The 24,097-nt window shown below is 34.4% G+C and carries 23 protein-coding genes and 1 other RNA gene; 15 read left to right on the top strand and 9 right to left on the bottom strand.

Annotated features, from left to right (window positions below):
* Window positions 1-181: 181 nt before the first annotated feature.
* The 7 genes from ACTT1L_RS12145 (at window position 182) to ssrA (ending at window position 6,474) form a co-directional block, all read left to right on the top strand.
* Entirely contained in the window at window positions 182-550 is a 369-nt protein-coding gene (locus ACTT1L_RS12145) for a CidA/LrgA family holin-like protein (protein WP_000673222.1), read from the top strand.
* The gene (locus ACTT1L_RS12140; protein WP_000078304.1) at window positions 547-1,239 is read left to right on the top strand and encodes an LrgB family protein; all 693 of its coding nucleotides are present in this window, start codon (window positions 547-549) and stop codon (window positions 1,237-1,239) included. The genes ACTT1L_RS12145 and ACTT1L_RS12140 overlap by 4 nt, the downstream gene beginning before the upstream one ends.
* A 94-nt stretch (window positions 1,240-1,333) precedes the next feature.
* A complete protein-coding gene (secG, locus tag ACTT1L_RS12135) occupies window positions 1,334-1,567 on the top strand; it encodes a preprotein translocase subunit SecG (protein ID WP_000557262.1) in 234 nt (77 codons plus the stop codon).
* A gap of 161 nt (window positions 1,568-1,728) precedes the next feature.
* Window positions 1,729-2,469 (top strand): carboxylesterase, encoded by a 741-nt coding sequence (gene estA, locus ACTT1L_RS12130; protein ID WP_000761976.1) that lies wholly within the window; start codon window positions 1,729-1,731, stop codon window positions 2,467-2,469.
* A gap of 142 nt (window positions 2,470-2,611) precedes the next feature.
* Complete coding sequence (gene rnr, locus ACTT1L_RS12125; RefSeq protein ID WP_000391094.1) at window positions 2,612-5,032, top strand: ribonuclease R; 2,421 nt, start codon at window positions 2,612-2,614, stop codon at window positions 5,030-5,032.
* A 493-nt stretch (window positions 5,033-5,525) separates the two neighbouring features.
* Entirely contained in the window at window positions 5,526-5,993 is a 468-nt protein-coding gene (gene smpB, locus ACTT1L_RS12120; RefSeq protein WP_001123901.1) for an SsrA-binding protein, read from the top strand.
* Between the two features lie 126 nt (window positions 5,994-6,119).
* Window positions 6,120-6,474, top strand: a transfer-messenger RNA (tmRNA) gene (gene ssrA, locus ACTT1L_RS12115).
* A 169-nt stretch (window positions 6,475-6,643) separates the two neighbouring features.
* Here ssrA and ACTT1L_RS12110 read toward each other — a convergent pair.
* The 7 genes from ACTT1L_RS12110 to ACTT1L_RS12080 form a co-directional block, all read right to left on the bottom strand.
* Window positions 6,644-7,018, bottom strand: a complete 375-nt coding sequence (locus ACTT1L_RS12110) for a YxeA family protein (RefSeq protein ID WP_000734553.1) — start codon at window positions 7,016-7,018, stop codon at window positions 6,644-6,646.
* Between the two features lie 381 nt (window positions 7,019-7,399).
* Window positions 7,400-7,519 (bottom strand): DUF4027 family protein, encoded by a 120-nt coding sequence (locus ACTT1L_RS12105; RefSeq protein ID WP_162876064.1) that lies wholly within the window; start codon window positions 7,517-7,519, stop codon window positions 7,400-7,402.
* A gap of 55 nt (window positions 7,520-7,574) precedes the next feature.
* Window positions 7,575-7,694 carry a DUF4027 family protein gene (locus ACTT1L_RS12100; protein ID WP_162876064.1) on the bottom strand — a complete coding sequence of 40 codons (120 nt, stop codon included), beginning with the start codon at window positions 7,692-7,694 and terminating at the stop codon, window positions 7,575-7,577.
* Between the two features lie 185 nt (window positions 7,695-7,879).
* Window positions 7,880-9,016, bottom strand: a complete 1,137-nt coding sequence (locus ACTT1L_RS12095; RefSeq protein WP_086707195.1) for a hypothetical protein — start codon at window positions 9,014-9,016, stop codon at window positions 7,880-7,882.
* A gap of 130 nt (window positions 9,017-9,146) precedes the next feature.
* Entirely contained in the window at window positions 9,147-10,997 is a 1,851-nt protein-coding gene (locus ACTT1L_RS12090; RefSeq protein ID WP_442821925.1) for an FtsX-like permease family protein, read from the bottom strand.
* 16 nt (window positions 10,998-11,013) lie between these two features.
* Window positions 11,014-11,775: an ABC transporter ATP-binding protein gene (locus tag ACTT1L_RS12085; RefSeq protein WP_001189526.1), complete on the bottom strand. Its 762-nt coding sequence runs from the start codon at window positions 11,773-11,775 to the stop codon at window positions 11,014-11,016.
* A gap of 19 nt (window positions 11,776-11,794) precedes the next feature.
* On the bottom strand, window positions 11,795-12,850 hold the full coding sequence (locus tag ACTT1L_RS12080; protein ID WP_086707191.1) for a DUF418 domain-containing protein: 1,056 nt from the start codon (window positions 12,848-12,850) through the stop codon (window positions 11,795-11,797).
* Window positions 12,851-13,217: 367 nt separating this feature from the next.
* On the opposite strand from ACTT1L_RS12080, the gene ACTT1L_RS12075 reads away from it, so the two are divergent.
* Entirely contained in the window at window positions 13,218-14,354 is a 1,137-nt protein-coding gene (locus ACTT1L_RS12075; protein ID WP_086707189.1) for a VanZ family protein, read from the top strand.
* 27 nt (window positions 14,355-14,381) lie between these two features.
* Here ACTT1L_RS12075 and ACTT1L_RS12070 read toward each other — a convergent pair whose 3' ends face one another.
* Window positions 14,382-16,304, bottom strand: a complete 1,923-nt coding sequence (locus ACTT1L_RS12070) for an ABC transporter permease (protein WP_086707187.1) — start codon at window positions 16,302-16,304, stop codon at window positions 14,382-14,384.
* The gene (locus ACTT1L_RS12065) at window positions 16,291-17,058 is read right to left on the bottom strand and encodes an ABC transporter ATP-binding protein (protein ID WP_086707185.1); all 768 of its coding nucleotides are present in this window, start codon (window positions 17,056-17,058) and stop codon (window positions 16,291-16,293) included. The genes ACTT1L_RS12070 and ACTT1L_RS12065 overlap by 14 nt, the downstream gene beginning before the upstream one ends.
* Before the next feature lie 136 nt (window positions 17,059-17,194).
* On the opposite strand from ACTT1L_RS12065, the gene ACTT1L_RS12060 reads away from it, so the two are divergent.
* The 7 genes from ACTT1L_RS12060 to ACTT1L_RS12030 all read left to right on the top strand — a co-directional run bounded on the left by ACTT1L_RS12060 (window position 17,195) and on the right by ACTT1L_RS12030 (window position 24,044).
* Window positions 17,195-17,866: a response regulator transcription factor gene (locus ACTT1L_RS12060; RefSeq protein WP_086707183.1), complete on the top strand. Its 672-nt coding sequence runs from the start codon at window positions 17,195-17,197 to the stop codon at window positions 17,864-17,866.
* Complete coding sequence (locus ACTT1L_RS12055) at window positions 17,863-18,888, top strand: sensor histidine kinase (protein ID WP_086707180.1); 1,026 nt, start codon at window positions 17,863-17,865, stop codon at window positions 18,886-18,888. Before ACTT1L_RS12060 ends, ACTT1L_RS12055 begins: the two co-directional genes overlap by 4 nt.
* Before the next feature lie 272 nt (window positions 18,889-19,160).
* On the top strand, window positions 19,161-19,838 hold the full coding sequence (locus ACTT1L_RS12050) for a response regulator transcription factor (RefSeq protein ID WP_001250243.1): 678 nt from the start codon (window positions 19,161-19,163) through the stop codon (window positions 19,836-19,838).
* 346 nt (window positions 19,839-20,184) lie between these two features.
* Window positions 20,185-21,198: a siderophore ABC transporter substrate-binding protein gene (locus tag ACTT1L_RS12045; protein ID WP_000753431.1), complete on the top strand. Its 1,014-nt coding sequence runs from the start codon at window positions 20,185-20,187 to the stop codon at window positions 21,196-21,198.
* A 19-nt stretch (window positions 21,199-21,217) separates the two neighbouring features.
* Window positions 21,218-22,234: an ABC transporter permease gene (locus ACTT1L_RS12040; protein WP_086707177.1), complete on the top strand. Its 1,017-nt coding sequence runs from the start codon at window positions 21,218-21,220 to the stop codon at window positions 22,232-22,234.
* Complete coding sequence (locus tag ACTT1L_RS12035) at window positions 22,231-23,295, top strand: iron chelate uptake ABC transporter family permease subunit (protein WP_086707175.1); 1,065 nt, start codon at window positions 22,231-22,233, stop codon at window positions 23,293-23,295. Before ACTT1L_RS12040 ends, ACTT1L_RS12035 begins: the two co-directional genes overlap by 4 nt.
* Entirely contained in the window at window positions 23,292-24,044 is a 753-nt protein-coding gene (locus tag ACTT1L_RS12030; RefSeq protein ID WP_000590068.1) for a siderophore ABC transporter ATP-binding protein, read from the top strand. Before ACTT1L_RS12035 ends, ACTT1L_RS12030 begins: the two co-directional genes overlap by 4 nt.
* The last annotated feature ends 53 nt before the right edge of the window (window positions 24,045-24,097 follow it).

The following is a 24,097-nucleotide window of genomic DNA, read 5'->3' as shown; positions in this document are numbered from 1 at the left end:
ACTTCTTATATTAGGTCAAGGTTTTTGACTTAATTTTCTTTTAGAAATGTAGTCATATCAAGGTTGTAAGCGTATAACATAGGCGTTTTTTGATGTCAAGTTGATAAATTGCAGCTTTTTACAATTTATACTATGATAAAGATATTAACAGAAGATCGTATAAACAAGAGGGATGATGAACATGAAATTTACAAAGATTCTTGTCCAAATTGCTGCTCTTTACGTTTTTTATATGGTTGGAACTTGGGTACAAGAAATGTTAAATATTCCAATCCCAGGAAGTTTGATTGGAATGTTCCTCTTACTTGTTTTACTTAGCCTAAAAGTTCTTCCAGTGAAATGGTTCGATTTAGGAGCAGAAACACTCGTTGCTATTATGCCGTTTTTATTAATTCCGCCAACGCTTGGCCTAATGAATTACGGTGCTTTTTTTATGAGTAAAGGAATTTCTCTTTTCATTACAGTTGTAGCGAGTACATTTTTAATCATTATTGTCGCAGGACATACAGGACAATATCTTGCGAATAGAAAGGAAAGAGAGTCGCGATGAGTCAAATATTAATCGGGATCGGTTGGGTTCTTTTTACGGTGCTATTATATCAATTATCTAAAAAAATCTATAAATTATTTCCAACACCATTCACCATTCCAATGCTTGTAGCAACAGGATTAATGGCTTTCCTATTTATCGTGCTTGATATACCATATCAACATTATATGGAAAGTGGTGGCGGCTGGATTGCAAAGCTACTTGGACCCGGTGTTGTAGCATTTGCAATTCCTCTTTATAAACAACGTCACGTTCTGCAAAAGTATGTTGTACCGATTGCCGGTGGTGTATTAGTAGGTACAACAGTTGCCATTGCAAGTGACTTTGCTATTGCGTCACTTATGGGAACAGATAAAAGCTTAATTTTATCTTCTTTACCAAAATCGGTGACAATGCCAGTTGCGATGAGTGTTTCGGAGCAAGTTGGTGGTGTACCGTCATTAACAGCAGCTTTCGTTGTTATTGCAGGTATTACTGGAACGATTACCGGCCCGCTTTTATTAAAATGGAGCCGCGTTACAAACTCAGTTGGTAAAGGTATCGGATTTGGATGTGCTTCTCATATTATGGGCGTGATGAGAGCGATGAAAAATAATGAACATGAAGGTGTTATTGGATCGGTAACAATGACATTAACAGCCATTTTGACATGTTTGCTCGGGCCGCTATTTGCAATGATGTTCATGTAATAGAAGAAAAGCGAGAGCAACCTTATAGCTCTCGCTTTTCTATAGAATTTATGCTACAGTTACAATAACTGAATCTTTGTAGGAGGTACGCCAAGTGCATACGTTATTATCCGTTTTACTTATTATTGTATCGATTTTAATGATTGTTATGGTACTTATGCAGTCTAGTAATAGCTCAGGCCTTTCAGGTGCAATTTCAGGCGGTGCAGAGCAATTATTTGGTAAGCAAAAAGCACGTGGAATTGAAGCGGTATTAAACCGTATTACAATTGTTTTAGCTGTATTGTTCTTCGCATTAACAATTGGTGTTACGTACTTAAACTTATAGAATTGAAAGAAGGAGCGTTAGTAGGATGTACTAATGGTTCTTCTTTTTTTGTTTTGCCATTTGAAAGATGTTTCTAATTAGATTATAGAAATATAAATATGGTACACTAGATATAGAAAGAATACGACTAGATTACAGAAGAGAAAGAGGAGAAGTACATGATGAAATTAGCATCTCCGAAACCATTTACATTTGAGGGTGGAGACCGCGCTGTTTTATTACTACATGGATTCACAGGAAACTCAGCTGATGTACGTATGTTAGGGCGTTTCTTAGAAAAGAAAGGCTACACTTGTCATGCCCCAATTTATAAAGGGCACGGTGTACCACCAGAAGAGCTTGTTCATACAGGTCCTGAAGATTGGTGGCAAGATGTAACGGAGGCATATCAGCTTTTAAAAGATAAAGGTTTTGAGAAAATTGCTGTCGTTGGATTGTCACTTGGCGGAGTATTTTCACTAAAATTAGGTTATACAGTACCGGTTTTAGGTGTAGTGCCGATGTGTGCACCAATGTATATTAAGAGTGAAGAAACGATGTACCAAGGTATATTGGCATATGCCCGCGAATATAAAAAGCGTGAGCAAAAATCACCAGAGCAAATCGAACAAGAAATGTTGGAATTCCAAAAGACACCGATGAATACATTAAAAGCATTACAACAATTAATTGCTGACGTACGTAACAATGTGGACATGATTTATGCACCAACATTTGTTGTACAAGCGCGTCATGATGAAATGATTAATACAGATAGTGCGAACATTATTTATAACGGTGTAGAATCAACGTTAAAAGACATTAAATGGTATGAAGACTCTACGCATGTCATTACACTTGATAAGCAGCGTGACGAGCTACATGAGGATGTATATAACTTCTTGGAGCAACTAGATTGGTAAGATCTAGTTGCCTCTTTTTTTCATAAGGAATTTTTTGTGAAAACTGTAAAAATCATAAGGGGAGTATTGAAGTTTCGCTTTATACATCCCCTATCTTTCGGATACACTAAATAATATAAGGTTTTAAAGGAGGTATTTTTGCTTGGAAGAAATCATACAAGAACATATTGATAAGTTGTTATTATTTATGAGAGAAGAAGCGTATAAACCGCTAACGATACAAGAGTTAGAAGAGGCATTTGGGATTGAAGGTTCTGAGGGCTTTAAAGATTTCGTAAAAGCACTTGTAACGATGGAAGAAAAGGGACTTGTTATTCGTACTCGTAGCAACCGTTACGGTCTTCCTGAAAAGATGAATTTAATACGTGGTAAGTTAATTGGACATGCGCGTGGTTTTGCATTTGTTGTACCAGACGAGAAGAAAACAGGAGACGATGATCTTTTCATCCCGCCTACAGAATTAAACGGTGCACTTCACGGCGATACAGTATTAGCACGCCTTAGTTCCCAATCGAGTGGTTCGCGTCAAGAAGGTTCCATTGTACGCATTTTAGAACGCGGAACGAAAGAATTAGTTGGTACATATACAGAATCGAAAAACTTTGGATTTGTTATACCTGACAATAAACGCTGGACAAGTGACATTTTCGTATTGAAAAGCGCATCAATGGGTGCTGTAGAAGGTCATAAAGTAGTTGTGAAAATTACGAGCTATCCAGAGAATCGTTTAAGTGCAGAAGGTGAAGTTGTTCAAATTCTAGGTCATAAAAATGACCCAGGAGTAGATATTTTATCTGTTATTCATAAACATCATTTACCTTTAGCGTTCCCTGAAGAAGTGATGGAACACGCAAACAGTGTACCAGAAACGATTTCAGAGGAAGATTTAAAAGATCGCCGTGACCTGCGTGACCAAATGATCGTAACGATTGACGGTGCAGACGCGAAAGATTTAGATGACGCTGTTACAGTAACGAAGCTTGAGAACGGTAACTATAAGCTTGGCGTTCACATTGCGGATGTAAGCCATTATGTTCAAGAAGGTTCTCCAATTGATGTAGAAGCAGCGGAAAGAGCGACGAGTGTATATCTTGTTGACCGTGTAATTCCGATGATTCCGCACCGTCTATCTAACGGTATTTGTTCATTAAATCCGAAAGTAGACCGTCTGACGTTATCTTGTGAAATGGAAATCAATAATTTAGGTGACGTTGTTAAACACGAGATTTTCCAAAGTGTAATTAAAACGACAGAGCGTATGACGTATGCTGACGTAAGAAGCATTTTAGAAGATGAGGACGAAGAATTAATTAAACGCTATGAGCCGCTCGTACCGATGTTTAAAGAGATGGGCCAATTGGCACAAATTTTACGTGAAAAACGTATGCGCCGCGGGGCAATCGACTTTGACTTTAAAGAAGCGAAAGTATTAGTAGATGAAGAAGGAAAACCGACAGACGTTGTTATGCGTGATCGTTCTGTATCAGAGAAGTTAATTGAAGAATTTATGCTTGTTGCAAACGAAACAGTAGCAGAGCATTTCCACTGGATGAACGTACCATTCATGTACCGTGTCCATGAAGATCCGAAAGAAGATAAGCTAGAGCGTTTCTTTGAGTTTGTAACGAACTTCGGATATGCAGTAAAAGGACGTGCAAATGAAGTACATCCTCGTGCGCTGCAACAAATTCTTGAAATGGTTCAAGGGCAGCCTGAAGAAGTAGTCATTTCAACAGTTATGCTTCGTTCTATGAAGCAAGCGCGTTACGATGCAGAAAGTTTAGGTCACTTTGGTTTATCAACTGAGTTCTACACACATTTCACATCACCAATTCGTCGTTACCCAGATACGATTGTTCATCGATTAATTCGTGAATACATCATTAACGGTAAAGTCGACAATGAAACACAAGCAAAATGGCGTGAAAAATTACCTGAGATTGCAGAGCACTCTTCTAATATGGAGCGTCGTGCAGTTGAAGCAGAACGTGAAACAGACGAGCTGAAAAAAGCAGAATATATGCTTGATAAGATCGGCGAAGAGTATGACGGTATGATTAGCTCTGTAACAAACTTCGGTTTATTCGTAGAGCTTCCAAATACAATTGAAGGTCTTGTACACGTTAGCTACTTAACGGATGATTACTATCGTTATGATGAGCAGCATTTCGCAATGATCGGAGAACGTACAGGTAACGTATTCCGCATCGGTGACGAAATTACAATTCGCGTTATTAACGTAAACAAAGACGAGCGAGCAATCGACTTTGAAATCGTTGGCATGAAAGGTACGCCTCGTCGTAAGTTCAAAGATCGTCCAGTCGTGATTGAACAGCCAAGAACAGGCAGAAAGAAACGCGGCGGACGTAGCGAACGCAGTAATGAGCGCGGCGGAGAACGTGGCACAGGTAGAAAATTTGACCGTGGTGGCAAAGGTAAAGGAAGAGGATCTGCATCCGCGTCCGCTAGCCAACCAGGGAAAAAAGATGGTAACGGCAAGAAGAAAAAAGCATTCTTCGAAAACGTACCAGGATTCAAGAAGAAGAAGAAAAAGCGTAAGTAAGAAAAGGATGGCTTCGCTTTGATAAAAAGCGGGGCTTTTTCTTTTTCTTAGTGGCTGGAGAACGAGCCACTTTCGCTTTTTATGGAATCCAGCTACAGTGGCTAGAATGTTCGGCGGCTTCGCTTCTTCCCGAGAGACAAAGAACGCCTCAAGGTCAGAAGCTCCATCCACCTCACATTCTGAACGAGCCACTTTCGCTTTTTATTGAAATCCAGCTACAGTGGCTAGAATCTGTTGGCCATTTCACTCCCTCGGACGAAGCAAAAAGCGCTTCTCTGTCGGGAGTTCCAATGTCCAAAGATTCTAAGCGAGCCACTTTCGCTTTTTATCGGAATCCAGCTACAGTGGCTAGAATGTTCGGCGGCTTCGCTTCTTCTCTAGAGGCAAAGAACGCCTCAAGGTCAGAAGCTCCATCCACCTCACATTCTGAGCGAGCCACTTTCGCTTTTTGTTTACATTTGTTACAATAGTAAAAATAGAGGAGGGACGTTATATGCCAAAAGGTTCAGGTAAGGTTATCGCACAAAATAAAAAAGCATTTCATGATTATTTCATCGAAGAAACATACGAAGCAGGGCTTGTCCTTCAAGGAACGGAAATTAAGTCGATTCGCGCTGGACGCGTGAACTTGAAAGATGCGTTTGCACGTGTACATAATGGTGAAGTATGGGTTCATAATATGCATATTAGTACGTACGAACAAGGGAATCGTTTCAACCACGATCCGCTTCGCACGAGAAAGTTACTTCTGCATAAAAAAGAAATTGATAAATTAGCAGGAGCTGCAAAAGAAACAGGATATGCATTAGTTCCACTAAAAATCTATTTGAAAAATGGATTTGCGAAAATGGCACTTGGTTTAGCAAAAGGTAAGAAACAATATGATAAGCGTCACGATTTAAAAGAGAAAGAAGCAAAACGTGAAATTGCACGCGCGTTCCGTGATCGCCAAAAGATGTAATACAGATATTTACATTTGTAAAACGGCGCGCGTATGTTATAATAACTTATGTAAGATTGTTGCACATTGAAAAACAGCTCTTAGTAGCTATCACGAAATTTTCTTCGTATGCTCCATTTTTATCATGGGGACGTTACGGATTCGACAGGGATAGTTCGAGCTTAGGTTGCGAGTCGAGGGGATCGGCCTCGTTAAAACGTCAAAGCCTATAATTGGCAAACAAAACAATCTTTCTTTAGCTGCTTAATTGCACTAAAGGTTCCTCCCTCCATCGTCCATGTGGTAGGGTAAGGGACTCAAACTAAGTGGACTACGCCGGAGTTCGCCGTCTGAGGACAAAGGAAGAGAATAACCAGACTAGCAACTTGGAAGCCTGTCGATAGGCCGAAGAGTTCGCGAAATGTTAATATATCGACTACACTCGTAGAAGCTTAAGTGCCGATATTTTTGGACGTGGGTTCGACTCCCACCGTCTCCACCAATACATATTTGGTGGTTTTTTTATTTTTGTATGATATGAACCATAACTTTGCTAGGTTGGCAAGGTTATGGTTCTTTTTGTTTGTGGCAAACTAATGGTTCCAAAAATAAAAGGAGTATTTCTTGCTGAACAAGAAATACTCCTTTTATGTGTTTTTAATAATTATTTATTATTTTACACCTAATTTTTCTTTTGTTTTTGCGGGTAAATCTGATTTTTGTACTTCTTCATAAGATTTAACTTCCGTGTCTGGTATATCTGTTTTCTTTTCGTCCTCTTGTTTAATGTAAAGGCGTAAAAATGCATTTTCTTTCATTTTTTCATTATTTGGTTTTTGACTAGTGAAAGTAACTTTCTTTTCGTCTCCATCTTCATTATAAGTAGGTAAAGTATAGACACGTCTATTATCTTTAATCTCACCTTCACCTTGGATTTGAACGTAGTATTCTTCTGTACCAATTTTACTTGGAGAAGATACATTACATCCCACCGCAAAGCTAGCGAATAAGGCGAAAGTAGCGCATGAAGCAAGTAATTTTTTCATATGAAAACTCCTCTATAAGTTATTTGTGTGTTTAAATTGGACTAACTAGTTATTAGTTTACAAGGAATAAATGTTTGCAAACATCGATGTATCTAACTGGAAACTTACATTTTTGTAAGGAACCCTTATTTTGAAATTTATCTATATAAAAAGTGATTTTTAGTCATCTTGAATGATTTTAAATTTAAAGTAGTAATGAAGAAATATTACATGAAAAGTTGTTGAGCGATTTTAATAACAGCAGCAACACCAGTTAGTAAAATGGAACCGCCTAAGCAAGAAACAGTAATGATTTGGTTGAATAATAAGTTTTGGTTTTCTTTCATGAGAATTCGCTCCTTTAAGTGATTTGATAATTTATAATTGCAATGAGTTTATATATTACATGAAAAGTTGTTGAGCGATTTTAGTAATAGCCGCAACACCAGTTAGTAAAACGAAGCCGCCTAAACAAGAAACAGTAACAATTTGGTTGAATAATAAGTCTTGGTTTTCTTTCATGAGAATTCGCTCCTTTAAGTGATTTGATAATTTATAATTGCAATGAATTTATATATTACATGAAAAGTTGTTGAGCGATTTTAGTAATAGCCGCAACACCAGTTAGTAAAACGAAGCCGCCTAAGCAAGAAACAGTAACAATTTGGTTGAATAATAAGTCTTGGTTTTCTTTCATGAGAATTCGCTCCTTTAAAAGTGTTTTTATTGTTGATTGATTATCTACTTTTAGTTTATATGAAATGTAAGATTGGAAACATCGAAGTAACTAACGATTGGCTTACAGTATTGTAAGGAATCTTACAGAAGTATGAAAAAAGGCTATTCTATTGAAAGAATAGCCGAGGCCTGAGATAGATGCTTTTATGGAGTTCTCTCATCTAACTTCATGTTTTTTATAAATCGTTTCGTTTCTGGATTCATAAGGAGAAGTAAGCGGAATGATGTGCCACCGTAATAGACACATTTCTTGATTTTAGTAACTATTTTTTGTTTTTGTGAAGGAGAAAGACAATCAATATCATTTTCTTCTAACAAATAAATAACTTCTAGCATGTTTTTTTCTGCTTTTTGGGCGATACGATTTGATTTAAACTTTATATACATAAAATTAATGGTTGCACCAATTGTATAAGGTAATAAGGCTAATTGAGCTTTCTTTTCTAAATTCGTTTCTCCAACAGTTAGTACAGAAATATCTTGAATGAAAATAACTAGTAATAATAGCGTTGTAGCAATCATTGAATTGGATATAAAAAAAGCATTTTCTGTACGACTTAGCTGATAAGGAGGGCGTATCCATACAATTCCCATTTGAACAATAATGCCAATGAAAATTGTTAAAATGATGGAAAAGTTATTTAAAAGATCAAAATGAGTTAAACTGCCTATTGTTGATAATAAACCAGTACTTATTATCGCTCCAGTGATAACTGAAGAGAGTATTAATAGTATAGTCATTAATATATTTGTCCATTGTAGTGCAAGATAAAGGCTGGTTACTGTGACCGCACTTAAAAGTAAAATCATATGCATCACATTAGAGACTAGGTCTGAAATAGACGGTGAGATGGATGCATTAATTTGTAATAAGCTATTGAAGCTCGATGCAGCGATAAGTAAGCTATACAATATTTTTGTATAGCACTTGTAAATATATCTTCGATAAGGTAAATCTTTATTGGAGTCAAAGAGAGAAAAGAAGGTTAGCTCTTTCACTTTTTGATGCTCTTGTTTCATTTCGAAGTAAATATTTTTAGCGAAATATAGATAGAGTGACATGCTTATAAGCCAGCCGATATTAAAGAGCCCTACTCCGTAAGATGTCTTAAAATTAAAGAGTAGGGAAATAATTTTGGTTCCCAAATAAATATAAATAGCGATACGAATAAATGTATTTGTTTTTTTTCTTAAATTATAGGTTAGAAACTTTTCAATTTGTTTACTGAAGAAAAAATATAAAAAATTTCTCAGTAGTTGTTTCACATGTTGCAATAACATAGCTCCTTTCTTTCATTTATATAAGGTGTTGAAAATTAGTAATAAAATCAAGTACATATACTAGTATAGTAAATAAATCACTGATATGGGATATAAAAAAGCTGATGACAGCATGTCATCAGCTTTTTTATTATCTTTCTTTCGGAAGTACAATACCTTTGTACAATTGAACTGTAATTAAGTAGTAAATAGTATAGATTACCGCAAAAATTACGAGTGGAACCCAAATACGGAAGTATGGGTCAATCAAAATGAAAGAGAACATATTCATACCAACAATTACATGGGAGATACCAATGGTAGCTGGGAATAAGAATACTAACAATAACTCTTTATAGATTGATCTCGCTAATAGCTCACGACGAACTCCTATTTTACGTAACATTTGATAGCGCTTTGTATCTTTCGTTGCGCCAGATAGGATTTTGAACATTAAGCAACTTGCCATCATAGCTAAGAAAGCAATTCCTAAGAAAAAGCCCATAAAGACTGTACCACTTGTGAAAGTGTACATAATTTCGTAAAAGCTAAATTTACTATTTAACTGATCCTTAGTTACATCTTTATATTTTGCCAATTGTAATTGATCAAGTTCCTTCCATTCTTTCTTATACGCTGCGAAATCATTTGTTTTTCCAATTACAACATTTTGTTCTTTTGTTTTTATTTGATTGTACATTTTTTGGTCTACAATTTTTATATATTGTTGTTTGTATAAGTATTCAGGTTGTATTTCTTTGAATGCATTCTTCCATTCTTCAGAAAGAGCAAGACCACCAATTGTATCATTTGCACCTTTCTTTACAATTGCTCCGACTGGAAGTTCATTTGCAGTTCGTTCTACTTGACCGACTTTCTTTTGCCCGAAACCATTTTGAACAAGAGGGCGATTTTTTTCTAAGTCTTCTTTCAAGTAATAAACGAATTTTTGATCTACTTTGTAGCGATAGTTCGCTTTTTCTTCAAATTTGATCTTGTTTAATATTTTTTTCTCATCTGCTGTTGGATTATGAACTGATACGTCGTATAGGCTAGCAATATCAGTAGTTAGGCTAATATTGTTTTTAAAAGCCATTCCGCCAGCAATTGCTCCAACTGCAAGTGCGATTAACATTGCTACAGTTGCTAATACCTTTGTTAAATCATTTACGCGGAAGCTTAATTGAGAAAAAGTAAATGAGTTTAATCCTTTTTCATTTAATGGTTTAATTTTTTTCAGTAATCTAATAGTTAGCGGTAATAAAGAGATAAAAATAAGATATGTTCCTAATGTCGTTGCTACTGTAGCGATAGGAAATCCAGCTAATGATAAAGCCTTTATATTTATTAATGCTGCATATCCAATTGCTAATGAGCCAGCACCAATTACTGCTACAAAGAATGTTTTAATCCCTTTTACTGAGGGTTTGTCTATTTTCATTTCAGAATGAACGAGTTGTAATATTGTAATGCGAGATAGCTTTGCTATATTCATAATGGCAGCTAAGAAAAACAGAATGAAGAAAAATATTACTGTTACACGAATAGATGGAATGTATAGAGCATGGTATCCATCGGAAGCAAATTCTAATTCTTTCATGAGAAGTTGTCCAATTCCCTTAGAAAGTCCGATACCGATTCCAATCCCAATAATAAGTGAAGTGATCCCGATAGCTAAAGTTTCCATAAACATGAGTAGCGTAATTTTATATTTTTTCGCACCTAACATCATATACATACCGAACTCTTTTTGTCTTAATGACAGTAAAAATGAATTGGCATATAGGATATAGAAAAACGTGATAGTTGCCAATAAAAATGAACCGACTTGGAAGATGATTCCAATAGAGCTAATCATTGAATTTACTTTAATAAATGAATCATTCATTGCTAGTGTTTGGAACATGTAAAAGATTGAAATGGACATAACAAGCCCAATTAATAAGACAATGTAGTCTCTTATTTTACTTTTTAGTCCTGACATGGAAAGTTTAAGTAACATGTTGTAAATTCCTTTCTTATGCTTTTTGTGTACCCAAATCAGCAAGTACATTTAAAATTTCTTTATAAAACATTTCACGGTTTGTTGTACGATGTAGTTCCTTATACAGCTCGCCATCCTGAATGAACAAAATACGCTGGCAGTAACTTGCGCTAAATGGATCGTGGGTAACCATCATAATTGAAACATTTTGCTCTTCATTAAGACTTTTCATTGCATCTAAAAGGCTCGTTGCATTTTTAGAATCAAGTGCTCCTGTTGGTTCATCTCCTAAAATAATCGCTGGTTCATGAACGAGTGCACGTGCAGCAGCAGAACGTTGCTTTTGTCCACCAGATACTTCTGAAGGATACTTTTGAAGTAATGATGAAATCCCTAACATCTCTGCTACTTTTGTTACTTTTGGCCCAATCTTTCGAGAAGGAACACCTTGCAAGGAAAGTGGCAATGCAATATTTTCATAGATTGATAAATTTTCTAAAAGGTTAAAGTCTTGAAAAATAAATCCTAATTTTTTGGAGCGGAAATCAGAGAGTGCGCCTTGCTTCATTTTTGTAATATCAGTTCCAGCAATTTCAACTTTTCCGTCCGTTGCATTATCTAATGTAGAAATTACATTTAGTAATGTTGTTTTTCCAGATCCAGATGGTCCCATGATACCGACAAATTCACCTTCTCGGATTGAAAATGATACACCTTTTAAGGCATATGATTGATTCTCACCTTTTTTACCATATACTTTCTGAACATTTTTTACGTCTACAACAGGTCTTTGCATTTTTATATCCTCCTATATGTTATTTCTTACTATTATTTTTTCGGATAGGCATTAAGTTCCAATAAGTTAAGCAGCGCCAAATCCATTCTATAGGTCCAAAACTAAAATATTTTAGCCAAACGTTGCTAAGCACGATTTGGAGAATCCATGTTAGGAAACACACACTCACCATAGCGAATGCTGATGAAAATACGTTTAGGAATATTGGTAAAATAAACATCCCCATAATAGTCTGTCCCAAATAATTACTCATTCCCATTCTTCCGTAAGCTTGTAATGGTTTTAACACAGTGCTCCCTATCGTACTCTTCAGTAGAGCTACAAGGATTAAAGTGTAAAGTAATGCAAGAAGAGGTTGTAAAATAATTTTTAGGATAAAATATGCTTTTGCACTAGGTGTTAGAAACTGTATAGCTACTCCAACGATACAAATGCTACTAAGAATCATAATGAGTGCTGTATGAAGCTGAGGGCTCTTCTTTAATTTCTTTAGAGCATCAATCTGCATTAATGAGAAACCTTCTATAAAGTATATTAAAGGTGCAAATAATGAGAGAATGAGTTGAAGAATATTGAGTAAAGGTGGCATGTTGGGATGCCCGCCTAGTATATAATCATAGGATAATGTATTAACGACAATTCCCATTACATGTAAACTTAAAGAAATTACTAACAACCATTTACCTGGTAATTTATGAAGAGCCAATAATAACAAGCCAATGATTGCATACGAACGTAGTATATCTCCGCCCCAAACATTAGCATGTAATAAACCGATGAGGACTAGTACAACCATGCGGCGTATATATACCAAATATGGTTGACCTTTTGTTTTTGCTCGAGTGAGGAATAGAGATACCCCTGCACCAAATAACAAAGAGAAAATTGCGTAAAATTTGGCATCGACAAGAATGTCAATCCACTTGGCACCTGGTAATCCTTTATTGGAGACACCCGCTTCGGTAAAAAACATATTTATATTCACTAAGAAAATACCAATCAAGGCAAAACCTCGTATGACATCTAAATCAACAATTCGATTTTTTTGAGGTAAGCTTTGTTTTATTACATTCATAATCTACCTATCCTTTCTATAATGATTTTTAGTGCATGTATTAAATTTGCGATGACAGCAGATTAATGTCGAAGTGTTGCTTGGTTAACTATTGTTAGTGTACAAGTGATTAAAAGTTGCAAACATCGATGTATCTAACTGGAATCTTACATTTTTGTAAGGAACCTTCATGTAGATGTTTTTTTGCATACATGAAAAGACCCTAAAGAATTACTGGTAAGTAGTAATTCTTTAGGGTCTTTTTGATGAGTAATAAGTTAACTTGAAAACCAAATAAATTGAATGAAAAAACAAATAAAACTGAAAATGGCATAAAAAGAAAAATTTGTTATAATAGCGAATGTTGTATATTTTGGAGGTGAAGAAATTGGGTGCTTATTTATTCCCGATTAAGACAGCGATAATTACCTTTCCAATCGCTGGTTTTATTTTATTAATTCCTTTTTTAATTTGGCAGTATCGGAAGCATGGGTATATTAATTATTTACGTATGTTTGTTTTGTACTCTTTATTATTATTTTCAATGGCGGCCTATTATTTAATTATTTTACCGTTTCCGGCTACGTTTGATACGTGTAGTATGCAACGTCCAGGAACACAGCATTATCAAATAACACCTTTTACTTCAATCATGGACATTTTGAGAGAAACAAAGGTGAATTTTGCAAATCCAATGTCATACATTGGAATTTTGAAAGAGCGTGCATTTTTACAGGTAGCATTTAATTTTCTTTTATTGTTACCATTAGGCGTTTATTTGCGATATTATTTCCGTCGTAATCTGTTACAAACTGTTATTATTACATTTTTTGTTTCCCTATTCTTCGAAGTCACACAATTAACTGGATTCTATGGATTATATAATTGTCCATATCGTTTATTTGATGTTGATGATTTATTCTTAAATACGCTTGGTGGATTTGCAGGATATATGATTGCACCAATATTCACTTATTTCCTACCAGATGTACATGCGATGGATGAAAAAGTTGATTTTGAAAATAAACCAGTTCGTATGACACGACGCTTCCTTGCTCTTTGGATGGATTGGTTTGTTATTGGGATTGTGACTTCTTTAATATTCAATGTGAAAGTTTCCATAGCATTTATATTTAACCCTGCTGAAAAATTGGACGAGCTTTTACTTGGCTTCGTTTGGATATTCGTTTATTTTATTGTTGTTCCTTATTTCACAAATGGGAAAACAATTGGGAAATGGATTCTTCATTTTAGAGTAAAAGGGCAAGGAGAGAGAATTACTTTCATTGAATTATGTAAACGCTATGGCCTGTTATATTACGGGATTGGTGGTATCAATTATATTTTAATTGCTTCTAGAGTATTAAATGAGCAATTAGAGATAATTTTCCTTTTACTATTCTTTATTTTCAATGGTTTAATCTTATTGCATTTTGCATTGCATATTTTCAAACGAGATAAGCGTTTATTCTATGAGAAAATGAGTAAAACGTATAATGTGATAACTTTTAAAAAGAACAAATAAATAAAAAGCATCTGTTGAGATGCTTTTTTATTTATTCACGATATTATTATAGGATTTTACTGTCAGTATATAGTAAGCAAAATAAATCAGTGTATATGCGACAATGGTAGTTAAAACTGGAATGAAAATATCTATGCCAAGTGTATTAGAAAGTGCCTTTAAAGCGACAATACTATGCAAGCTACCGATAGTAAGTGGCAAAATGAATATAAAGGCAATTTGTTTTGCAATCGATTTAAAAATGGTTTGCTTGCTTACACCTAATTTACGTAAAATGATATATTTGTCTTGATCTATAGTTGCTTCTGTTAATTGTTTAAAGTAAATAATGCTTCCAGTTGCAGCTAAAAAGACGAGTCCTAAAAATACACCAGCGAAGATGACTAATCCTGATGCTTCCACGACACTTTTATAAGCACCGTATTTGGATATTAAATGAATATCTTTAAGGAGTATTTGAATAGCTTTTGTTAGCTTCTTTGTATTTTTGTCATCGGAAACCTTATATGCTTGTAGCATATAAGGTTTTTGTTGTTTGCTCATATCATAAAAAATTTGGTCGGGCACGACGATAGTAAATTCGTGTAATGAATCATTTAGGATGTTGTCTTGAATCTTTCCTACAAATTGCAATGAATAATCATTATTTGAAAGATGCAGGTCTACTTTGCCGTTTTTATATTCAGTTTGAAACGTATGACTTTTATTTGCATCGAGAGCAACCACTTCTGTATTTTGAAGGGATACTTTTATATCCTTATTAGTCTTATCGGCTAGCATATTGAATGTACTCTCAGATAATAAATTTAACTCATTAGGATTTCTTTCAAAATTAATTGGCATGAGACCATTCACCTGTAAATCCGCTTTTACTTTTATTAAAGGAATAGTAATCTTCTCTTTTATTGTATGATTAGAATTTTTTATTGTATTTTCAATTTGTTGATCTACTTGTGAATCTGTTTTTACATACATAAAACTAAACGGTTCTGTTTTATCAATCATTACTTTATTTTTATAATACATACTATAAGAAGCACCGATTCCACACAGTGTGACTGTGCTTAATAGCGCAATGGCAGTTAGTGTTTTGGCGTTTGATTGAATGCGTGCCAATAGTTGAGATACACTAACCACATTAATCCCACGGTAATAGCGTGTTTTATTCTTCTGTAAGCCAAGTAATAAAAAAACGGTAAAAGAACGAAATATGAAATATGTACCGATGATAGAACCACCTAAAATAATACACATATTCCGTATCTTATGGTCCAGCCATATAGAAGAGAAGATGGGTTGAAGTGCGAACCAGTAAGAAGAGATAACTAAAATAATCCCTAATAAAGCGGTCCATATGGATCCCTTTGGAATGAGTTCGCCTTGTCTTTCAGCCTGAAGTAATTCCGTCAATTTGAACTTATAAATTATGCTATAACCATGAAAAGATGTTATTAAAATAATAAGGGTAAATACGAGTATGGTATGCATGATTGCTTCTAGAGAAATAGAAAAGGAAATAGCAGTTGATAATTGCATTACTTTTAAAAGTAACATGGAAAACACCTTTGAGAGTAAAGCTCCTATGCTCATTCCTATAATGAGTGCAATAATTCCTATGATGAGATTTTCATAAAATAACATGGTACCAATTTGACGTTTTGGAACACCTAGTAAGGAATATAATGCAATTTCTTTTTTTCTTTTCTTTGTGAAAAATGAGTTTGAATACCAAATGAATATTGCTACAAAAATGATTAGAATAACAGAAGAGGCTTTAAAAACATCTGAAATCCCTTTAGCTGTACTCGTTTGTTCTACGATATAGTCGTTATATTGTAAGGATACAAAAATAAAATAAATGACAATACTAAGTATCATAGATGCCAAGTAGAGTACATAATTTTTAAGATTTCTTTGTAAGTTTTTTTGGATGATACTAAATGGAGTCATGCCCGCTACCTCCAAGAGCAGAAAGAATACGTAATAGTTTTTGGGAAAATTCTTCTTGTGGCATCTCGCCCTTTACAAGTTCTGTGAAAAGTTTTCCATCTTTAATAAAGAGAATGCGTTTGCAATAACTTGCTACAAAGGGATCATGCGTAACCATCAAAATGGTGGCAAGTTGTTTTTTATTTAACACTTGTAGGCTGTGTAGTAAATCAGTTGCTGATTTAGAATCTAGTGCACCTGTAGGTTCATCAGCTAAAATTAATTTTGGTTTTCCTATAATAGCTCTCGCTGCTGCAGTACGCTGCTGTTGTCCACCAGAAATTTGATACGGATATTTATTTAGCAATTGTTGAATGCCAAACATTGTTGCAACTTCATCTACACGCACATCAATTTCGTGTGCATTCATATTTCTTAAAGCAAGTGGTAGAAGTATATTATCCTTTATCGTTAACGTATCAAGTAAATTATAGTCCTGAAAAATAAAGCCTAATGTGTCACTACGGAATGTAGTAAGCTGCTCATCTTTCATTTTTATAATATTTTTTCCATTAACAATAATTTCTCCTGTGGTTGGTATATCAATTGTCGATAATATATTTAATAAAGTAGATTTCCCAGATCCAGATGGACCCATTATGCCAACGAATTCACCTTCAAAAATTGTGAGATCAATATCATGGAGGGCAGTAAATATGCTACCTCTATTACTAAAGACCTTCCTTACGTGTTTTGCCTGTAATACGGGGTTCAATATGGATCCTCCTCTATTGTATGATAAGCTTATTGTATGGTAATTTTATAACCTAAACCATAGGACAACCTTACAAATTATAATTCAAACCTTACAAACTTGTAAGGTTAAAATAGTACTAGGAGGCAAACTTTTTATGAAAGTTTTATTAGTTGAAGATGAACCAACCATTCGTGAAACAGTGGCCGATGAGTTAGGGAAATGGGGATTTGAAGTATGGACGAGTACAAACTTTGAACATATTTTAAACGATTTTTTAGCTCAATCTCCGCAACTTGTTTTACTTGATATTAATCTTCCTTATTTTGATGGATTTTATTGGTGTAGAAAAATTCGTGAAGTATCGAAAGTACCAATTATTTTCTTGTCATCTCGTGATAATCCTATGGATATGGTAATGGCCATGAATATGGGAGGAGATGATTTTGTACAGAAACCATTTTATACAGATGTTTTAGTGGCTAAAATTCAGGCTCTTATGAGACGTACATATTCTTATACACAAACTGAAACAAATGTTGTTGAATATGAAGGGGTCGTATTAAATTTACAGAGCGGGGAAGTAACCTATCATAATCAAATATTGGAATTAACAAAAAATGAGTTTAAAATTTTACAGATATTAATGCAGAATATAGGATCGATTGTAAGTCGAGATAATATTATGCGTAAACTCTGGGAAAATGAAAGTTTTGTTGATGATAATACATTAACAGTAAACGTCGCTCGTGTAAGGAAGAAGCTTGCCGAACTTGGAAAAGAGGAGTTTATCCATACGAAGAAAGGGCAAGGTTACATTATTACATGAGTATTTTTCGTTACATAAAAGAACGCCGTTATTTTATGCTTCTGTACTTTTTGATTATGTTATTTATTTCTACCATGATTTATTTAAGTGAGGGATTAAGTAATACAAAAGCAAATCTTATATATATCAATGTTGTAAGTGCAATTTTTATTCTTATCTATCTTATAATCGGATATTTTTATCATAAAAGATTTTATAAAGAACTTCATATTGCTCTTCATTTAGAGCAGGATACAGTGATTGCAATCCCCAATCCACATACATATGAACAGGAACTATATACGGATATATTAAAAAAACTATACTTAGAGCAACAAGAGCAAATGTACGTATTGCATGAGGAAAAGAAAGAATATCATGATTTTATTATGTCTTGGATTCATGAAGTTAAGATACCGATTGCTGCTAGTCAACTATTGATGCGCAGTGGCAAGCCAGCGGATATTTTAATTGATAAATTAGAAGATGAGTTAGGAAAAATAGATCACTTTGTTGAACAAGCTTTGTATTATTCACGGCTTGATTCCTTTTCAAAAGATTATTTCATTCAAGAAGTTTCTCTAGAGGCGATTACGGGTGCTAGTATGAAGAAATATGCTAAGACATTTATTGCAAAACGCATTCAATTTGAACGCACAAACTTGCAACTTTTAGTAGAGAGTGATACAAAATGGTTATCTTTTATTGTCGATCAGATTGTGGCAAATGCATTGAAGTATACTGATTCGCATGGAGAAATTAAGTTTATTGGGGAAGAAGACAAAGCAGAAAAGCGACTCATTATTCAAGATAATGGAATTGGTATTAAGCTTGAAGATATTGGGCGTGTATTTGAGCGTGGTTTTACAGGAGCGAACGGGAGAGTCCATACGAAGTCAACGGGATTAGGGTTATATTTAGCGAAACGTTTATCTCATAAATTAGGGCATGATATTTCTATCGAATCGAAAGAGAATGAATATACAAAAGTGACTATACATTTCCCTAAAGGAAATCAATATCATACAATCGCGAAAACATAACAAAAGCACTTATTCTATGGATAAGTGCTTTTGTTATGTTTTCTTTTATCCTATTATCTGCCGAGATGTCTGTAAAAGTCCGATTGATATAAATTAAAAATTCGTTTTATTCAAATCTTAATATGTTTTGTGTTTCTATCTATACCTATTGTAAGATTATATAGAGTTCTCCTAATAAGCTGTTTTAATGGATTTTTTAGGGATTTAATATTTATAAATCTTAAATAATTTTTTATGTAACTAAGTTATATTGAAGTAGAGGTGAACCATCGGTGAGGCAGGTGTTAGTAATTAAAAATGAACGGTCTTTAGCAAAGAAAATCGTAAGCGGTTTAACGGAAGAAGGCCATTTCATTTTAAAACTTCACAATGAAAACGAAGGTTTAAATATAGCATATGAACAAGATTGGGATATTATCATATTAGATTGGGATTCATTAAGTATATCTGGACCAGAAATTTGCAGGAAAATACGACTTGTTAAAATGACACCCATCATTATTGTGACCGACAATATTTCTAGCAAGGATTGCGTAGCAGGGTTACAAGCTGGAGCTGATGATTATATAAGAAAACCATTTGCGAAAGAAGAATTAGTAGCAAGGGTGCAAGCTATTTTAAGGAGAAGTAACTGTAACCAGCAAAATGAGATAACCTTTTATCAGTTTAAAGATCTCTTTGTTGATGCATCTAGCAATATTGTGAAAAAAGGTGGTAAAAATCTCTCGCTTACGAAGCGTGAGTACGATTTACTTGTATTTTTAATCAAGAATAAAAATACAATATTGAGCCGTGAAATGCTTTTGAACCAAGTTTGGGGACATAACGTAGTCGTAAATCCAAATGTAGTAGACTTATATATTGGGTATGTAAGAAAAAAGTTAAAGTGTGAGAAGAAAAATAGATATATTCAAACAATACATGGCAGAGGCTATTCAATGGTTGAATGATAAAAATAAGATCATAAAGTAGTTTCTGTGAAATATGAAAAGACAGAAACTATAAAAAGAAGATTGCTATCAGGAAATAGTCATTTTTTTGCAGTAAAAACCATGTTTTATAAGGTGTGGGGGATGGATCTGCTGCGCATTAGTTGAGACCGTATCAAATTTATTTTTAATTTTATTAACTCACACCATTCACAAGATTTTCACATAATTAATGACTATACTTATTTACAGGATATCCAAATGAAAATGATTATCAATATTGATTTAGGTGAATAGCAGTTATTATCTAATTCAATCTTTGGAAGTCATCATTTTCGAAATAAATTACATAATAAGGAGTATACGTATGAAAAAAACTATGCTTTTAAAATTAGTAAGTATTCTAGCAATTTTCACTTTAATGTTAGTAGCTTGCTCAGATTCAGGTAAAGAAACTTCGAAGGCTACTAAAGATAATGGTAGTGATAAGCCAAAAACGGTTGAAATCACTGATGCGCATGGAAAAGTTACTGTTCCTGTAAATCCAAAGAATGTAGTTGCTTTAGATAATAGAACGTTTGAAACTTTAGCTGATTGGGGAATTAAATTAGCGGCTGCTCCAAAGGATATTATGCCTGCTGATTCAGCATATAAAAAGGATGAAAAAGTTCAAAATATTGGGAATCACCGTGAACCAAATCTTGAAATTATTGCCGCTGCAAACCCTGACCTTGTAATTGTTGGTCAAAGATTTGCTGATCATTACGAAGAAATCAAAAAATTAGTGCCAAATGCAGCTGTTATTGATCTTAATTTTGATGTTTCTGAGAAAGCTACTAAGCCTGGAGAAAACTTAGTAAAAGGACTTAAGGATTCTACAATTACTTTAGGAAAAATCTTTAATAAAGATAAAGAAGCTAAACAATTAGTAGCTGATTTCGATAAATCTATTGAAAAAGCAAAATCTGCTTATAACGGAAAAGATAAAGTTATGAGTGTTATCGTTACTGGTGGTAATATTGGCTTTGCTGCGCCGCACTCTGGTCGTGTTTGGGGACCAATGTATGAAATTTTCGGTTGGACTCCAGCGTTAGAAGTTTCTAATTCTACTGCAGGTCATAAAGGTGATGACGTTTCTGTTGAAGCTATTGCACAAACAAATCCTGATTGGATTTTTGTATTAGATCGTGATGCTGCAACATCTGATGCAGCTAAGTCAACACCTGCTAAGGATGTTATTTCTAAATCACCTGCTCTTCAAAACACAACTGCTGTTTCTAAGAAACAAGTTATTTATGCACCAGAAGATACTTACACAAATGAATCAATTCAAACTTATATAGAGTTATTTGGAAATATGGCAAAAACTTTAGCTAAGTAGTGTAAAGGAGTACGAAACAGTGTCAAAAAATATAATTTCTAGGGTTGAGAATGTTTCTCAACCCCAGTTTTATAATCACAATAAATTATGGACAAAACCTTTTATAATAGCGATTATAATTGTTGTAATTTTAGGGATTATATCACTGTTTACTGGAGTTTATGATATACGTGGACAAGAGGACGGAACAGAGATGTTTTTCATCACTCGCGTTCCGAGAACAGCTGCATTAATGCTTACTGGAGCTGCGATGGCGATGGCAGGACTTGTCATGCAACTCATTACACAGAATCGCTTTGTTGAACCTACTACAACGGGGACTATTGAATGGTCAGGCTTAGGCCTGCTTTTTGTGTATTTATTGTTTCCTTCCCCGACGTTAGTTCAAAGAATGACTGGTGCAATCATTTTTTCTTTTATAGGAACTATGATTTTCTTTCTATTTTTAAGAAGAGTTAAGCTTCGTTCGTCTTTAATTGTCCCAATTATTGGATTGATGCTTGGAGCAGTTATTTCTGCAGTGTCTACTTTTATGGGACTTCTTTTTCAAATGACGCAAAGTATTGAAACTTGGTTTGTAGGTTCATTTGCTAACATTCAGGTCGGAAGATATGAATATTTATGGCTGATAGTTATCATTACTTTGCTTATTTTTATGTACGCGAATAGATTGACTTTAGCTGGATTAGGAGAAGATGTCGCAACAAGCCTTGGCGTTAATTACAATAGAATTGTTCTTTTTGGGACCGCTCTTATCTCTGTTGCAGTTGGAATTGTTGCAGCTGTTATTGGGCACTTACCTTTCTTAGGGTTAATTGTGCCAAATATTGTTTCTATGTTTAGAGGTGATGATCTTAGGAGTAATTTACCTTGGGTTTGTGTGATCGGAATGGGGACAATAACTGCTTGTGACATCATTTCTCGAACAATTATAAAGCCGTTTGAACTACCTGTTTCTTTAATACTTGCAACAGTGGGAGCAGTTGTGTTTATTACTATTTTATTGAGACAAAGAAAACCAAGGAGGCTACGATGATCACATTAGAATATAAAAATAAAGAAAATGTCGAAATCGATTCTAGCCTTCATAATGAAAGTAGATCAGCTAGCGCTTTTCGTTCTAAGAAAGAAGCAAGACGTTATTGGATTTTACTAATCACATTGATTGGTTTAGGCCTTCTTTCTTCATATGGACTTTTAGTGTATAACAATCCAGTTCCGATAGATTCACCTTCTTTTATCCCAGTTGTTAAGAGAAGGATAGTAGCTATTGTTGCAATGATTATTGCAGCTGTTTGCCATAGCTTGTCGACAGTTGCTTTCCAATCCATTACGAATAATAAGATTATTACTCCGTCACTTTTAGGTTTCGAATCACTTTATTCAGCAATTCAAACGAGTACAGTATTCTTCTTTGGTGTTAGTGCATTGATCAATTTTAATGGAATTGGATCATTTTTATTTCAAGTCGTTGTTATGGTCCTCATGAGTTTGATACTTTATGGATGGCTACTTTCCGGTAAATACGGGAATTTACAACTTATGCTTTTAGTCGGGATTATCATTGGCACTGGACTAAATTCTGTGTCAACTTTCATGAGAAAACTACTTGCGCCTTCAGAATTTGATATTTTACAAGCTAGATTATTTGGTTCTGTTAATCATGCAGATCCTGCTTATTTTCCTATTGTAATTCCTATGATCATAATTGTGGCAGTATTAATTTTCGCTCATTCTAAGAATTTGAACGTTTTGTCATTAGGAAAGGATGTTGCTACTTCCTTTGGAGTTAAATATCAACCTAGTGTAATTTATACGCTTGTATTAGTAGCTATTTTAATGTCCATTTCAACAGCTCTAATTGGGCCACTTACGTTCTACGGATTTTTAGTAGCAACTTTGAGTTATCAGGCGGCGTCAACTTATGATCATAGATATATTTTCCCAATGGCTTTTGCAATCGGATTTTTAATAATGACGAGCGCATACTTTTTAATGTATCATGTATTCCATGCTCAAGGTGTAGTTTCAGTTATTATTGAATTATTTGGTGGAATTATATTCTTAACTATAGTTTTAAGGAAGAGGGCTTTATGATAAAAATTGATAATGTTAAAAAGTTCTATACGGATAAGGTAAAAATAGGGCCTTTGGATATTGAAATACCAAAAGCAGGCTTTACTTCTTTAATCGGACCAAATGGCGCTGGAAAGTCAACGACACTTTTGATGATAGGAAGACTTTTAGATATGGATGAAGGTCAAATCCAAGTAGCAAATATGGATGTTTCTGAATCCAAATCAAAAGACTTAGCAAAAGTTTTGACTATATTGCGACAAGAAAATCATTTTGTAACGAGGCTTACTGTTAGACAATTAGTTGGATTTGGGCGCTTTCCTTATTCAAAGGGAAGATTAACGAAAGAGGATGAAGTTATTATTTCTAAATATATCGACTTCCTAGATTTAACTAATTTAGAGAATAGATATTTAGATGAGCTTTCTGGTGGTCAAAGACAAAGGGCATATGTAGCGATGGTATTGTGCCAAGAGACTGAATATGTACTTTTGGACGAGCCGCTCAATAATCTTGATGTTGCTCGTTCTGTTCAAATGATGGAGCATTTGAGACGTGCGGCTAATGAATTTGGAAGAACAATTTTGACTGTTATGCATGACATAAATTTTGCAGCTAAATACTCTGACAAAATTTGTGCGATGAAAGATGGACAAATTGCTGCTTTTGGAACAGTAGAAGAAGTTATGGACTCAACACTTTTGACAGATATTTTTGAAACAAGAATAGAAATTATTAAAGGTCCTTATGGGCCGATTGCTGTTTATTAGTTATAAAATGTATACTGTAGCTGCTGTCTATATTTTGTAGGCAGCAGTTTTTT

Origin of the sequence: Bacillus sp. FH, from assembly GCF_052216825.1 — a bacterium.
GTDB classification, from domain to species: Bacteria; Bacillota; Bacilli; order Bacillales; family Bacillaceae_G; genus Bacillus_A; species Bacillus_A paranthracis.
This window is presented reverse-complemented; position numbering and strand designations above follow the sequence as displayed.